The sequence below is a fragment of the Klebsiella sp. GW_Kp182 genome (assembly GCF_040062275.1).
In the GTDB taxonomy this organism is placed as follows: domain Bacteria; phylum Pseudomonadota; class Gammaproteobacteria; order Enterobacterales; family Enterobacteriaceae; genus Klebsiella; species Klebsiella michiganensis.
This window is the reverse complement of record NZ_JBEAFQ010000046.1, coordinates 1-15159: the sequence shown is the minus strand read 5'-3', so window position 1 is coordinate 15159 and position 15159 is coordinate 1. Positions and strand designations below refer to the sequence as shown.

Annotated in this window: 12 protein-coding genes; 4 read left to right on the top strand and 8 right to left on the bottom strand. The window is 57.4% G+C overall.

Features of this window, described 5'->3' with window-relative positions; all coding sequences use genetic code 11:
• Positions 1–8 precede the first annotated feature (8 nt).
• Genes ABLU88_RS19955 through ABLU88_RS19940 form a run of 4 tightly spaced genes read left to right on the top strand, consistent with a single transcriptional unit; the run spans position 9 to position 3485 of the window.
• Positions 9–1274: a PTS ascorbate transporter subunit IIC gene (locus tag ABLU88_RS19955; protein ID WP_014228634.1), complete on the top strand. Its 1266-nt coding sequence runs from the start codon at positions 9–11 to the stop codon at positions 1272–1274.
• Positions 1275–1286: 12 nt separating this feature from the next.
• Positions 1287–2084 carry a transketolase gene (locus tag ABLU88_RS19950; RefSeq protein WP_154919380.1) on the top strand — a complete coding sequence of 266 codons (798 nt, stop codon included), beginning with the start codon at positions 1287–1289 and terminating at the stop codon, positions 2082–2084.
• Positions 2084–2995: a transketolase C-terminal domain-containing protein gene (locus ABLU88_RS19945; RefSeq protein ID WP_025107510.1), complete on the top strand. Its 912-nt coding sequence runs from the start codon at positions 2084–2086 to the stop codon at positions 2993–2995. The genes ABLU88_RS19950 and ABLU88_RS19945 overlap by 1 nt, the downstream gene beginning before the upstream one ends.
• Positions 2996–3047: 52 nt before the next feature.
• Positions 3048–3485 carry a PTS sugar transporter subunit IIA gene (locus ABLU88_RS19940; protein WP_025107511.1) on the top strand — a complete coding sequence of 146 codons (438 nt, stop codon included), beginning with the start codon at positions 3048–3050 and terminating at the stop codon, positions 3483–3485.
• A gap of 39 nt (positions 3486–3524) precedes the next feature.
• On the opposite strand, the gene ABLU88_RS19935 is transcribed toward ABLU88_RS19940, so the two are convergent.
• The 8 genes from ABLU88_RS19935 to ftsK form a co-directional block, all read right to left on the bottom strand.
• Positions 3525–4673 (bottom strand): MFS transporter, encoded by a 1149-nt coding sequence (locus ABLU88_RS19935; RefSeq protein WP_009653261.1) that lies wholly within the window; start codon positions 4671–4673, stop codon positions 3525–3527.
• 274 nt (positions 4674–4947) lie between these two features.
• Complete coding sequence (locus ABLU88_RS19930) at positions 4948–5811, bottom strand: dimethyl sulfoxide reductase anchor subunit family protein (RefSeq protein WP_285924811.1); 864 nt, start codon at positions 5809–5811, stop codon at positions 4948–4950.
• 1 nt (position 5812) lies between these two features.
• The gene (locus tag ABLU88_RS19925) at positions 5813–6430 is read right to left on the bottom strand and encodes a DMSO/selenate family reductase complex B subunit (protein WP_009653301.1); all 618 of its coding nucleotides are present in this window, start codon (positions 6428–6430) and stop codon (positions 5813–5815) included.
• 10 nt (positions 6431–6440) lie between these two features.
• Complete coding sequence (gene dmsA / locus ABLU88_RS19920) at positions 6441–8879, bottom strand: dimethylsulfoxide reductase subunit A (protein WP_032720981.1); 2439 nt, start codon at positions 8877–8879, stop codon at positions 6441–6443.
• A gap of 201 nt (positions 8880–9080) precedes the next feature.
• A complete protein-coding gene (serS, locus tag ABLU88_RS19915) occupies positions 9081–10373 on the bottom strand; it encodes a serine--tRNA ligase (protein WP_009653254.1) in 1293 nt (430 codons plus the stop codon).
• Positions 10374–10464: 91 nt separating this feature from the next.
• Positions 10465–11808 (bottom strand): replication-associated recombination protein RarA, encoded by a 1344-nt coding sequence (rarA, locus tag ABLU88_RS19910; RefSeq protein WP_004849446.1) that lies wholly within the window; start codon positions 11806–11808, stop codon positions 10465–10467.
• An 8-nt stretch (positions 11809–11816) separates the two neighbouring features.
• A complete protein-coding gene (lolA, locus tag ABLU88_RS19905) occupies positions 11817–12428 on the bottom strand; it encodes an outer membrane lipoprotein chaperone LolA (protein WP_004130911.1) in 612 nt (203 codons plus the stop codon).
• 121 nt (positions 12429–12549) lie between these two features.
• The coding region (gene ftsK, locus ABLU88_RS19900) for a DNA translocase FtsK (protein WP_348837708.1) at positions 12550–15159 on the bottom strand (2610 nt) is incomplete at its 5' end.

Sequence of the window (15159 nt, the reverse complement as noted above, 5' to 3'; positions counted from 1 at the left end):
GAGGCAATATGGATTTCCTCAGATTTATTGTATTCGACATTCTGGGCGTAACCCCACTTTTAGTTGGCTTTATTGCATTAATCGGCCTGTTAATCCAACGCAAGCCGATTGAAAAAGTCCTTTCCGGCACCTTCAAAACCATCGTCGGCTTTCTGGTTTTTGCCGGCGGCGCCGGTCTGGCAGTCACTTCCCTGGGTAACTTTCAGACCTTATTCAGCGATGGCTTTGGCCTGAAGGGCGTCATGCCGCTGGCAGAAGCGCTAACCGGACTGGCGCAAACCAAATTCGCCATGTGCGTGTCGCTGATCATGGTGATTGGTTTTGGCTGGAACCTGTTTTTTGCCCGCGTGACGCCGTTTAAATACATCTTTCTTACCGGGCAACATAATCTTTATCTCTCCGCGCTGCTTACCGTAACGCTGAAGGCGCTGGGCTACAGCGACATGACGACCATCATTGTCGGCTCCGTGCTGCTGGGTCTCGCCGCCTGCCTCTATCCGGCCATTGCGCAGCCGTGGATGCGAAAAATTACCGGTAATGATGAGATAGCGATGGGGCACTACGTCACCCTGGCCTACGCCGCCTCCGGCTGGATTGGCGCAAAGGTCGGCGATCCGAAACAATCCACCGAAAAGCTGAATCTTCCCGGCTGGCTGGGGATCTTTAAAGATTACATCGTCTCGGTGTCGATCTCGGTGAGCATCTTCTACTACATCGCCGCGCTCGCTGCCGGAAAAGCCGCGGTCACCGCAGCGGCAGGCGGGATGCACTGGCTGGTTTATCCGCTCTTTCAGTCTCTGACCTTTACCGCTTCGCTGTACATCATCATTACCGGCGTACGCCTGCTGCTGTCAGAAATTGTTCCGGCCTTCCTCGGCATCTCGGAGAAGTTTATTCCTAACGCCAAACCCGCGCTCGACTGCCCGGTGGTCTTCCCCTACGCCCCGACCGCCACCGTGCTGGGGTTTATCTCTTCATTTGTCGGCGGGCTGGTGGTGATGGGCTTTCTGGCGATCCTTGGCCAAACCGTGATTATCCCGGTAGCCATTCCCTACTTCTTCATTGGCGCGACCGCAGCGGTATTTGGTAATGCCTCCGGCGGCTGGAAAGGCGCGATTGCCGGAAGCTTTATCACCGGGATCCTGATCGGCATCGGCCCGGCGCTGATTTACCCGATTATGGAATCCGTCGGTCTTTCAGGCACCAGCTTCCCGGAAACCGACTTCGTCGCTCTGGGTCTGGTCGTGTACTACATCGGTAAAATGCTGCCCTAAGAAGGAATGAACATGAACATTGATGAACTGAAATCCCACGCGCTTGCCGCCCGCCGCGAGATCGTCACCATGATTTACGAGTCCGGAATTGGCCATCCGGGCGGGGCGCTGTCGATAATCGACGTGCTTACCTGGCTCTATTACCAGGAAGTCGATCTGGCCGCCTCCCCCCGCTCGCGCGTGGTGATGAGTAAAGGCCACGCCGTCGCCGCGCAGTACGCCATGCTGTATCAACAAGGCAAGATCGAGCGCAGCGAGTTCAATACGTTCCGACAGATCAACTCGCGCCTGCAGGGGCACCCGAGCATTAAGTCGCTGCCGGAAGTCGATGCGACAACCGGACTGCTTGGCCAGGGGCTGTCGATTGCTTTTGGTATGGCGGTCGCCAAAAAGCGGCGCAACGATCCGCACCGGGTATTTGCCATCATTGGCGATGGCGAAATGCATGAAGGCCAAATCTGGGAAACCTTACAGCAGGCCGGGCATATGAAAATGGATAATCTGGTCGCCATCATCGATTACAACGGCTTCTCTTCCCACGATCCGGTCAATGACGTCGTTAATCTCGAGCCGCTGGCGGACAAAATCCGCAGCTTTGGCTGGCATGTACTGGAACTGCACAACGGCAATGATATGCATCAGGTTGCCGATACCCTGATGCTATCCCGTCACCTGAAAGGTAAACCTGTCGCCATCGTGGCGCGCACCACCAAAGGTTCCGGCGTCAGCTATATGGAAAACAACGGCGACTGGCACTCAAAAACCCCGAGCAAAGAACAATTTCAGCAGGCGATGGAGGAGTTACAGTGATGAAAGCACCCCGTGATGAGATCGGGCATGCCCTGATTGCGCTAAAAGAAAAGGGCTATCCCGTTGTTGTTATCGACAGCGATTTAGCCAGCTCTACCCGTACCGACCAGTTTCAGGCCGTCTATCCTGAGGCCTTTTTCGAAATGGGCATTGCGGAAGGTTCCGCCATGAGCTTCGCGGTCGGCCAGGCGCTGGAGGGCTTTATGCCCTTCTATGTTAACTTTGCGATGTTCGTCACCGGCACCGCCTGGACCCAGCTGCGGCAGGCCTGCTATGCCAAAGCCAATATTAAACTCGTCGGTAGCCACCCCGGTATGGATGATGGCCCGGACGGCGCTTCGCACCATGCGCTGGAGGATTTAGCGCTGACCCGCGTCCTTCCGGGATTAACCGTCCTGACCCCGGCAGATGCGGAAGAAATCGCCGAGGCTTTCGAGCAGGCGGCAAAAATAAAGGGACCCGTTTATATTCGCGTGGCGCGCGAGCCGATGCCGGTTCGCGACAAAAGCGTCGTTCCCCGGGTCAGCGATATCGCCGCCATCGCCGACAGCGGCACGGATTTTGCGATTCTGTTTGAAGGAACGGTACTGGAACAGGCTACCGACGGCTATGAAAAGCTGCTCGCCAGCGGCAAAAAGGGCAAGCTTATTCACGTTGCAACCGTCAAACCCTTCAACCAGCAGGCGTTTTATCGGCTGGTCGAAGGCTGCCCGCTTATCGCTACGCTTGAAAATCACACCGTCAACGGCGGCCTCGGCGGCCTGATCGCGGAAACCCTGGCGCAAAAGGCACATCCGGCGCGCCTTACGCGTCTGGGAACGCAGGACACATTTACCGAATCGGGTAATAGCAGGCAGCTAAAAGCGAAATATGGCATCTCGGGAGACGCGCTGTTTAACGCGCTACGCTAACCACCAGGCGAGCCGGTCAGTTGGCGGTCGGCTCGCGTTTAAGGGAACGTTTATGGAAGAGAGGCTATTTTCCGCCTGTCAGTTCACCAGCGACTGCCTGAGCTGGCGCAGCGCCGTTCATCTCGCCTGCCGCCCGCTTGAGGAGCAGGGAAAAATCACCGGGGGCTATGCCAGGGCTATTATCAGCGCCACGGAGCAGGATGGCCCCTGGTATATATTGAGCCCGGCGTTTGCGCTACCGCACGCGCGTCCGGAAGCCGGCGTGCTGAGCAGAAACAGCGCGCTTTCGCTGCTTTGCTGTAGCGAGGCCGTTGATTTTCCGGAGCATCCCGGCATTCGGCTGATAGTCGTACTGGCGGCGGCCGATAGTGAACAGCATATCCAGACTATCCAGCGGTTAGTCTGCTGGCTGGATGAGGGGGAAAGACTTCAGCGATACAGCACGGTGCAAAACCGGGCACAGTTTATTGCGCTTCTTGCGTCGCATTAATCTATAGCCAGGGTCGTGCCCTGGCTATGTTCTGAAAAATCAGGCGTGCGCCACCGGCGTAGGATGGTGCCCCGCTTTGCGCAGCAGCGTCAGCAGGTAGATGAATGACACGCTGGCAATCATGATAAACAACAGATTGTCAGAGAAGTTCTGCATCAGCATGGCGGTCAGCGTCGGCCCAAGCAGGCTGCCCACGGTATAGCTCATTAACAGCGCCTGGTTCATCGCCACCAGCTGATGACGCTCAACTTTTTCGCAGGCCCAGGCCATAGCCACCGGATAGAGCGTGAAGCCGGAAGCGCCCAGCACGAACAGCGCGGGCGCCATTGCGGCCTGGCTTAACATCGCCAGACAGCCGAGAATCACCACAAACACCTGAACGCGCAGGACCAGCAGACGGCCGTAGCGATCGGCGAGCCGGCCAATCGGCCACTGCCCCACGATACCCGCGCTCACCATCACCGCCATCCAGAAGCCGATGCCGGAATCGCTAACGCCCTGGTGGTTGAGCCACAGCGGCATCAGGCCATACAGCGAACCGAGCACAATGCCGGAAATAATGCAGCCGTTGACGCCATGACGGGCCTGACGCAGCCTTAACATTGGCCAGATACGCGCCGGTTCGTGCGGCTCATCGGCCTGAGTCGCCACGCGAGCAAACAGCAGCGGCAGAATGGCCGCCAGCGCCAGCGCCGTCACCCACGGCAGAACGCTCATCAGATCCGTCGGCAGCTTGCTGACCATTAACTGGCCCAGCACCGTGCCGACGTAATAAATCATCATATACGCCGCCAGCAGGCGACCCCGGCTCCGCGAAGTGCCGCTACAGACCAGCGCGCTCTCCACCACCACCCAAATCATCGCGCAGCCGACGCCGGCGATAAAGCGCCAGCTGAACCAGCTCCAGAAGCCCAGCGTAATACCAAGACCCACGCAGCCCACGGCAAAAATAACCGATGCCAGGTAATAGCTGCGGTTAAAGCCCAGACGCTTAATTACCCATCCGGCAAGCAATGTTCCCACCAGATTACCGGTAAAATAGGACGAGCCCACCATCCCGACCTGCCAGGTCGGCATATTTTCATGGGCGAGCCAAAGCGGGACGAGCGTATTTAAAACCGCTATCGCCAGGGTCAACAAAAGCAGGCCACAGAGCAGCATTTGCACTGGCCGGGTGTAGATGGTCATGGATATAAACCGTGATGGAGTTCAGATTTCGTGCGCATCATGCCACTGCTGCAAACATTGTCAATCCGCCTGAAATCAGGCGTGACGCGGTTTGCGGGGGAACGATAGAAGTTTTTTATCCAGCGGATCGACAACAGAATAGTTATTTATATTATTCCATTGTTTTTATTAATTTATTGGAAAATAGCGGTGGGAATATCGGTAGAAATATTTCATGAATCGACCGCACTTTTTATCGCGCCAGAATAAGGGTTTCTGGCGCGATAAAGGGCGATTAGCTGGCGATTGCCATTCCAACGGTCATATGCAGGCCGTAGAAGACGCCGCGGCCGATCGTCTCACCGATCAGCACCAGCACAAAAGCCAGCCCCAGCATCGGCAGCGCAGGCTGGTAGCCTTTGAGCTGGGGGGCAATCCAGCAGACCAGCGCCAACGCCAGCGCAACCAGGCGCCACGCCATCAGCGAGCCGTAGGCCGGCACCAGCGCCGAGGCCTGCTGAATAGAGCTATGGATTGTCGCCAGCTCGCTGCCTTGCATCAGCACCACGATGGCGCTAATCACCAGCGCCAGCAGGGTCACAGCCGGCAGCAGGCGCATCGCCCAGCCGTTGACATCGGCAACGCGCAGCAGCAGATATCCCAGCAGCGGACCACCGATAAACATCGTCAGGAAGAAGCTAAGCGGCGTCCAGACCGTATACCAGGTGGGTACCGTATCAATAGTGTTATAGACGCGGACCATCATCCAGACGAAGATAATCCCCAGCACCATGGTAATGACCAGCCAGAGATGACGCAGCCCCGCCGGTAGCTTATTGACCACCGCCAGCAGCCAGCCAATGCCGCCAACGGCGAAGAAAAGCGCCCCGCTGGCGATTTCGTTACTGAGCGACGAGGCGCCTACGCGATTAAGCGAGTTAAACGCGCGCATGGGCGACCCAAGATGCAGGGTTGAGGCAATAAAGCCCACGCCCATCAGCACCCACAGGCCAAACATGCTCCACACGACGCGCTGTTGCTGTTCACGCGATAAGTCGCCTTTTATTAGCGCCAGAGCCAGCACAATAAAGCCGCCCACCACGCACTGACCAAAGACCGTGAAAACAATCAGCGGCCATTCATGCCATCCACTCCCCATCTCACACCTCCTTCGGGTTGGCCAGGTAGCCGGTGGTATCTCCACACGGTCGGCTGTTGGCGTTAGGTTTAATCACGATACTCGGTTTAGTGAAGTGGGCCGAAGGCAGCGGCGCAACGGCGGCCAGCTGGCCGTGTTTTTGGCGCAGCTCTTCAATCGGGCCGAAATCTAACGCGCGCAGCGGGCAAGATTCCACGCAAATCGGCTTTTTGCCGTCGGCGACGCGCTCGTGGCAGCCGTCGCATTTGGTCATATGACCTTTTGTCGCATTGTACTGCGGCGCGCCGTACGGGCAGGCCATATGGCAATAACGACAGCCGATACAGACATCTTCATCGACAACGACAAAGCCATCTTCACGTTTATGCATCGCCCCGCTCGGGCAAACTTTGGTGCAGGCCGGATCCTCACAATGGTTGCAGGCAATAGAGAGGTAATAGGCAAAGACGTTTTGCTGCCAGACGCCGTTATCCTCCTGCCAGTCGCCGCCGGCGTATTCGTAGATACGACGGAAGCTCACTTCCGGCGTGAGGTTTTTATAGTCTTTACAAGCCAGTTCGCAGGTTTTGCAACCGGTGCAACGGGCGGAATCAATAAAAAATCCATATTGAGTTGTCATCGGTTACTCCTTACAGCTTTTCAACCTGGACGAGGTTGCTATGCGATGGATTGCCTTTCGCCAGCGGCGACGGGCGTTGGGTGGTCAGCACGTTAATGCAGCCAGCCTGATCCACGCGGCCTGCGTCCGGGTTATACCAGGCCCCCTCACCCAGCGCGACCACGCCCGGTATCATGCGCGGGGTCACTTTGGCCTCGATATGCACTTCACCGCGATCGTTAAAAATGCGGATCCGATCGCCATTGGCGATACCGCGCTTCTGTGCATCAAGCGGGTTGATCCACATCTCCTGACGGCAGGCGGCTTTCAGTACGTCAACGTTGCCGTAGGTGGAGTGCGTGCGGGCTTTATAGTGAAAACCGGTCAGCTGCAGCGGATATTTTTTCGCCAGCGGATCGTCATAGTTTTCAAACCCAGGGCTGTATATCGGCAGCGGGTCGATAACATCCTCTTCTTTCAGCTCCCAGGTCGCGGCAATTTCCGCCAGCTGCGCAGAGTAGATTTCAATTTTCCCTGACGGCGTCGTGAGCGGATTGGCGGCGGGATCTTCGCGGAAAGCTTTATAGGCAACGTGGTGGCCTTCCGGATCGCGCTGTTTGAAGATTCCCTGCTTGCGGAATTCATCAAACGGCAGCAGCGCCGGGATCGCTTTACGGGATTGCTCATAGAGGTGACGCAGCCACTCTTCCTGAGTGCGGCCTTCGGTGAAACGTTGCTCAACGCCCATGCGCTTCGCCAGCTCCGTGGTCATCTCATAGATGGTTTTGCATTCAAAACGCGGCTTGATGGCCCGATCGGCAAAAATCACGTATGACATGTTGCCGCAGGAGGCATCGAGGGCAAAATCCATCTGCTCCGAAGCCGTACAGTCCGGCAGCAGAATATCGGCATATTTCGCCGAGGAGGTCATATGGCAATCAATGACCACAATCATCTCGCACTTCTTGTCATCCTGAAGGATGTCATGGGTACGGTTAATCTCTGAATGCTGGTTGACCAGGCAGTTACCGGCATAGTTCCAGACCATTTTAATAGGCACGTCGAGCTTATCTTTGCCGCGCACGCCGTCGCGCAGTGCGGTCATTTCCGTCCCGCGCTCAATCGCATCGGTCCACATAAACATGGAAATACTGGTTTCCACCGGATTATCCAGCGTCGGCATACGTTCAAAAGGCAGGGAGTAAGAACCTTCACGCGCGCCGGTATTGCCGCCGTTAATCCCGACGTTGCCGGTTAAGATTGCCAGCATGGAAATCGCGCGGGAAACCAGCTCACCGTTGGCATGGCGCTGTGGGCCCCACCCCTGAGAAATATAGGCAGGTTTAGCGCTGGCGATTTCGCGCGCCAGCTGGACGATACGCGCCTGGGGAATGCCGGTAATCGTCGACGCCCACTCAGGGGTCTTCGCGATACCGTCTTTGCCCTGACCGAGAATATAGGCCTTATAGTGGCCATTGGCCGGCGCCCCTTCCGGCAGCGTTTTCTCGTCATAGCCTACGCAGTACTTGTCGAGGAAAGGCTGGTCAACGAGGTTCTCGTTAATCATCACCCACGCCAGCGCGGAGACCAGCGCGGCATCGGTTCCCGGGCGGATAGGGATCCACTCGTCTTCGCGTCCGGCGCCGGTGTCGGTATAGCGTGGATCGATAATAATCAGCCTGGCGTTGGATTTCTCCCGCGCCTGTTCCAGGTAGTAGGTCACCCCGCCGCCGCTCATGCGGGTTTCCCCGGGGTTGTTGCCAAACAGCACCACCAGCTTGCTGTTTTCGATATCCGACGGGCTATTGCCATCGGCCCAGCCGCCGTAGGTGTAGTTCAGTCCCGCGGCAATTTGCGCGGTGGAGTAGTCGCCATAATGGTTGAGATAGCCGCCGCAGCAGTTCATCAGGCGGGCAATCAGGGTTTTCCCCGGTGGCCATGAGCGAGTCAAGGTTCCGCCGAGGGTTCCCGTTCCGTAGTTCAGATAGATGGACTCATTACCGTACTCTTTTATCAGACGCTGCATATTGCTGGCGATAGTATCGAACGCTTCTTCCCAGCTGATTTGCTCGAATTTGCCCTCGCCGCGTTTGCCCACGCGCTTCATCGGATATTTCAGGCGGTCCGGGTTGTAGACGCGTCGACGCATCGAGCGGCCGCGCAGACAGGCGCGAACCTGATGCAGACCGTCGTAGCTATCGTCGCCGGTATTGTCCGTTTCAACATATTTTATCTCACCACCCACCACATGCATCCGCAGCGGGCAGCGGCTGCCGCAGTTCACCGTACAGGCGCTCCAGGTGACCGTTTCGCTGGCGGGGTTGAGGTTGTCTGCGGCTTGGGCAATGCGCGTGAAGGGTAAGGTAAAAGCGCTGCTGGCCATCGCCAGCCCGCCAATCGCCGTGGTTTTCATTAAACCACGCCGGCTCACCTCAGCAGCCAGTAAAGCATCGGAGGTTTTGGTTTTCATAGATACTCGCTTTGGTTGCTCACAATTAACTTAATGCCGTTATATAGTTATATATACAACGAAATTAACCTTTATTAGTTTTTTATCCTGTTTAATCCAAAGGGAGTATCTTCGTAATCGCGAAGGCGATTATTGCCCGGTATCAAGAAGGGGGTAAAAAAAAAAGCGCCCGCAGGCGCTTTTGAGAAGAGCGTTGAAAAATCAGCCGATAAATTCAAGGCCGCGCATATACGGGCGCAGAACTTCCGGGATCTCGATGCGACCATCCGCCTGCTGATAGTTTTCCATCACCGCGACCAGCGTACGTCCAACCGCCAGGCCAGAACCGTTCAGCGTGTGTACGAGGCGAGTTTTCTTGTCAGATTTGCTGCGGCAGCGTGCCTGCATGCGACGCGCCTGGAAATCCCAGACGTTGGAGCAGGAAGAGATCTCACGATAGGTATTCTGCGCCGGCACCCACACTTCCAGATCGTAGGTTTTGCATGCGCTGAAACCCATATCGCCCGTGCACAGAGCCACTTTACGATACGGCAGACCCAGCAGCTGCAGCACTTTCTCGGCGTGGCCGGTCATCTCTTCCAGCGCCGCCATGGAATCTTCCGGACGTACAATCTGCACCATCTCGACTTTGTCGAACTGGTGCATACGGATCAGACCGCGGGTATCGCGGCCGTAAGATCCGGCTTCAGAGCGGAAGCACGGCGTATGCGCGGTCATTTTGATCGGCAGATCGTCTTCATCAATGATTTCATCGCGAACCAGGTTGGTCAGCGGAACTTCCGCCGTCGGGATCAGCGCGTAGTTGCTGCTGTCGGCTTCTTCTTCCAGCGGACGGGTATGGAACAGGTCGCCGGCGAATTTCGGCAGCTGACCGGTACCATACAACGTGTCCTGGTTAACCAGATACGGGACGTAGTTTTCGCTGTAGCCGTGCTGTTCGGTATGCAGATCCAGCATAAACTGCGCCAGCGCGCGGTGCAGGCGTGCCAGCTGGCCCTTCATGACCACAAAGCGAGAACCGGTCAGCTTCACGGCGGCGGCAAAATCCAGCCCTCCGTGCATTTCGCCCAGCGTGACGTGATCGCGAACGTCAAAATCGAACTCGCGCGGGGTTCCCCAGCGGCTGACTTCAACGTTGTCGTTTTCGTCGCGACCGGCCGGAACGTCGTCGTGCGGGATATTAGGGATAGCCAGCGCGATATCGCGGATCTCCGCCAGCAGCGCGTCCAGCTCGGTCTTAGCGGCATCAAGCTGCTCGCCGAGTTTGTTCACTTCCAGGCGTAATGGCTCAATATCTTCCCCGCGCGCTTTCGCCTGGCCAATGGATTTCGATCGGGAGTTGCGCTCCGCCTGCAGGTTTTCAGTTTGAACCTGCAGAACTTTACGACGCTCTTCCAGAGCGCGAAGTTTATCTACATCCAGCTTAAAGCCCCGGCGTGCCAGTTTTTCTGCGACTGCGTCTGGCTCGGTACGCAGCAGATTGGGATCGAGCATGCTTATCCTGTGCTTATCGAATTAATAAAAGAAAAATGGCCGCAGAGCGCGACCACGGAAATAGTGTGACAACCTTACCGCAACGCCTCAATTATCGGTAGCGTTTTATCGGGCTATTTTGATCCTGTTCGGTTAACCAGGCGAGCTTTTCGCCTATTTTGCCCTCCAGCCCCCGGTTTGTCGGCTTATAATAGCGCGTTTGCGCCATTTCCTGCGGGAAGTACTGCTCCCCGGCGGCATAAGCATTCGGTTCATCGTGAGCATAGCGATACTCTTGCCCGTAGCCCATCTCTTTCATCAGCTTCGTTGGGGCATTGCGCAAATGAACCGGGACGTCGTAATCGGGACGTTCGCGGGCGTCGGCCATTGCCGCTTTAAACGCGGTGTAAACCGCGTTGCTTTTGGGCGCACAGGCAAGATAGACAATGGCCTGAGCAATCGCCCGTTCGCCTTCCGCCGGTCCGACACGGGTAAAGCAGTCCCAGGCGGAGATCGCAACCTGCATCGCGCGCGGATCGGCGTTGCCGACATCTTCCGAGGCAATCGCCAGGCAGCGGCGGGCAACGTAGAGCGGATCGCCGCCGGCGGTAATAATCCGCGCGTACCAGTAGAGGGCGGCGTCCGGGGCGCTGCCGCGAACCGATTTGTGCAGCGCGGAGATTAAATCGTAAAAGCGATCGCCTTTGTTGTCGAAACGCGCGCTGCGCTCACCGGCAATTTCAGTCAGCAGCTCAACTTTCAGCACGCGATTGCCGGAGGCGTCGGCTTCGGCCATATCGGCCATCATTTCCAGCGTATTCAGCGCCCGGCGCGCATCGCCGTTGACAAGGTCGGCGATGGCCTTGCGCGTCTCGTCCGGCAGGACGATATTTTGCCCGCCGTAGCCGCGCGTTTTGTCGCTCATCGCCTGGTTGAGCACCTGCTCGATGTCGTCGCTGGTCAGCGACTTCAGCAGATAAACGCGCGCGCGGGATAACAGCGCGGAATTGAGTTCAAAGGAGGGATTTTCCGTCGTCGCGCCGATAAAGGTGATGGTCCCGTCTTCAATATGCGGCAGAAAGGCGTCCTGCTGGCTTTTATTGAAACGGTGCACTTCGTCGACAAACAGGATCGTGCGGCGACCCGCGTTGCGGTTTTGGCGCGCGCGTTCAATGGCCTCGCGGATCTCTTTCACCCCGGAGGTCACAGCTGAAATACGTTCAACGTCGGCGCTGGCGTAGCGCGCAATCACTTCGGCCAGGGTGGTTTTTCCTGTCCCGGGCGGCCCCCAGAGGATCATCGAGTGTAGATGCCCGGCCTCAATCGCCCTCGGTAAGGGTTTACCCGGCGCCAGCAGGTGCTGCTGGCCAATGTACTGCGCTAAATTTTCTGGCCGCATACGGGCGGCCAGAGGTTGAAACGCGTTATCGGAAAAATCGAGCGACAGGTTGCTCACGTTCGCCTCTATTTACGTTGATCGTCCACCGTAACCCCTTGCGGCGGCGTAAAGGTGAACTTAGATGCATCCACGGCACCATTTTGTTGCGATTTCAGCTGATAGCTGCTGCGTTGATCGTCCTGTTCCACGGCGCTGAACTGATGAATCGTACCGTCGCGACCCACGTTGATGGTGAACTGCTTCAGATTACCGCTGCCGTTTTTCGGCGTCAGAACAAAATCGTCGCCGTTCTGCTTAATGTTGTAGTTCTGCCAGTCGCTGGCCTGATTGCGGGCAATCAGCATAAACGGCGTGTTGCTGGTCGCATCTTTCAGCCAGGTAGCGGTAGCCTGCTCAACAAACGGGTTGTAAAACCACAGCGTTTTGCCGTCGGACACCAGCACGCTTTCATCCGGCTGGGTCATATGCCAGTTGAACAGATTAGGCCGCTTGACCCACAGGTCTCCCTGCCCGTCCTGCACGGCATTACCGCTGCCGTCCGTCACTTTCTGCGTAAAGCTGGAGTGGAAGCTGCTCACTTTATCAAGGCGGCTTTTTAAATCGCTGGCGGCATCCGCCCATACCTGACTGACGACAAAACTGGACAGTAATGCACAGGTGATTGCGAGTTTTTTCATTGTTATTCCTTAATGTGCGTCACTCCCGACGCGGGAGCCTGGTCTGCTGCTAATGTAGAACGGCCAACGGCCGTAAAACAGCAGAACAGGCTGATTTTCACTTATTTACCCAACTTTGCGGTTACTCAAAAGGCGGCGGCGCCAGCACTTCACGGTTACCGTTATGCCCCTGCTCGCTCACGATCCCCTGAGCCTCCATTTGCTCAATGATACGCGCGGCGCGGTTATAGCCAATGCGGAACTGACGCTGTACCCCAGATATGGAGGCTTTGCGTTTTTCCGTCACAAAGTTGACGGCCTGATCGAACAGCGGATCGAGCTCTTCACCGCCCTCGTAGCCACCGCCGCCGCCTTCGCTTTCGCTATCGGAGGTGATGCCATCGACATACTGCGGACGCCCGCGCGCCTTCCAGTCCTGAACGACGGCGTGAACTTCCTCGTCGCGTACAAAAGCGCCGTGGACGCGCACAGGGATCGTCGAGTTAGGCGCGGAGTAGAGCATATCGCCCATTCCCAGCAGAGATTCCGCACCGCCCTGGTCAAGGATAGTACGCGAGTCAATTTTACTCGATACGGTAAAGGCGATACGCGTCGGGATGTTGGCTTTAATCAGGCCGGTGATAACGTCAACCGACGGTCGCTGGGTCGCCAGCACCAGATGGATCCCCGCGGCGCGCGCTTTCTGCGCCAGGCGCGCAATCAGCTCTTCCACTTTCTTGCCGACGGTCATCATCAGGTCGGCAAACTCGTCGACCAGCACCACGATGTAAGGCTCTTTTTTCAGTACCGGATGCGTCGCATCCATACTGTCGCCAGGCTTCCAGTAAGGATCCGGAATGGGCCGTCCCATACGTGCGGCTTCAGCAATCTTCTCGTTATAACCCGCGAGATTACGTACGCCCAGCGCAGACATGAGTTTATACCGGCGCTCCATCTCGTTGACGCTCCAGCGCAAAGCATTGGCCGCGTCTTTCATATCCGTCACGACTTCCGTTAACAGATGCGGTATTCCCTCATAGACCGACAGCTCGAGCATTTTCGGGTCAATCATGATGAATTTCACGTCTTCCGGCTGCGCTTTATAGAGCATGCTGAGGATCATGGCGTTGACCCCAACGGATTTACCGGAACCGGTGGTACCCGCTACCAGCAGGTGCGGCATCTTCGCCAGATCGGCAGTGACAGGTTCGCCCGCAATGTCTTTCCCGAGGACCACCGTGAGCGGTGAAGGATTATCGCGGAATTTCGCATTATCCAGCACTTCGCGCAGGTAAACGGTCTGGCGCTTTTTGTTAGGCAGCTCCAGGCCAACGTAGGGTTTACCCGGAATCACTTCCACCACGCGAACCGCCGCAGTGGACAGAGAACGGGCCAGATCGCGCGACAGGTTGGAAATGCGCGCCGCTTTCACGCCCGGCGCCAGGTTAAGCTCAAAGCGGGTAATAACCGGGCCAGGTGAGTAGTTCACCACATCGGCTTTAATGCGGAAATCGGCCAGACGAGCTTCAACCAGACGCGCCATTTGCTCAAGCGCAAAGGTATCGATCGGCTCAACTTCAGCCGGTGGCGGCGTGAGCAGGTCAAGCGAGGGCAGCAGCGTTGTCGGCTTCTGTAACGGGCGACTGTCGCCATTGCGCATCAACAGCGGGTGAATGAGACTTTCCTGCGGCTGCGGGATCGGCTGCTGCGGAGCCTGCTGCTGCGGATAGCTGCCAGGAGCCTGCTGCGGCATCGGCTGATGGTGAACCGGCTGCTGCGGCGCGGGTTGATAAGACTGCTGCTGCGCATGTTGCGGCGGCTGAGGCATCTGCGGGTGCGGCATCGGCTGCTGTACGGGCTGCGAATGCTGGGCCGGCTGCTGATTCTGCGGGGCAGGCTGCTGTACTTCCGGCAACGGCGTGAAGACAGGCTCGCTCGGCGTATCATCAACTAACGTTTTCATTGGCGAGAATTCATAATCCGCCGCAGAGAACGGATGCGATCCCGGCGGCTGCTCGCTGGCGTAGCGCTGCTGCTGGGAAGCGGCAAACTGACGGGCAAGTTCGGCTTCAGCGGCAGAATCCTCGTCTACATCAGCCTCTTCCGCAGCGTAGCTATCGCCATAGCGCTGATTTTGCGCAGCCGCGAACTGACGCGCCAGCTCACCCTGCTCAAGCTCTGCAACTTCCTCGTCCGTCAGCGCATCGTCATCATAGTGCTGATGCTCTGCCTGACGCGCACGTTCTTCAGCCAACCGCTGCGAAGGCAACTTAATGCCATAGGAAGCCAGCTCACGGCGCGTGGGCACGCGAACGCGGTTTGGACGCGGCAATTTCGGGCCTATGCCCTCTTTTACCTGCGCACGCGGGCCGCCCGACACCGGGCTAAACAGCGGCGCGGCGCTGGATGCGGCAGATGCGACGGAGGCCGCCCCGGTGGCCTGATGGACGCCAGACGCCAGCGCGCTCACCGCGGCAACATCAGCCGCCGGAGCAGGCGGAGGCGAGATCGGTTTTGTCGCAACCGGACTGACCGGCTCCGGAATCGGCTGATACCATGCGGCAAGCTGCTCGCGTTCACGCGCGCGTTTCTCTTCCACTTCTTCGAAGTAGTACATCGGCGGACGCTGAGGCTTCACCTCCTCTTGCGGAGGCTCAGGCTCAACGGAGGCGGCGTAAGGCTCAGGCTGCTGTACCGGGGCCTGTTCCGGCTGGTACGCATGCTGCGGCTGGTAAGCCGGTTCCGGCTGATA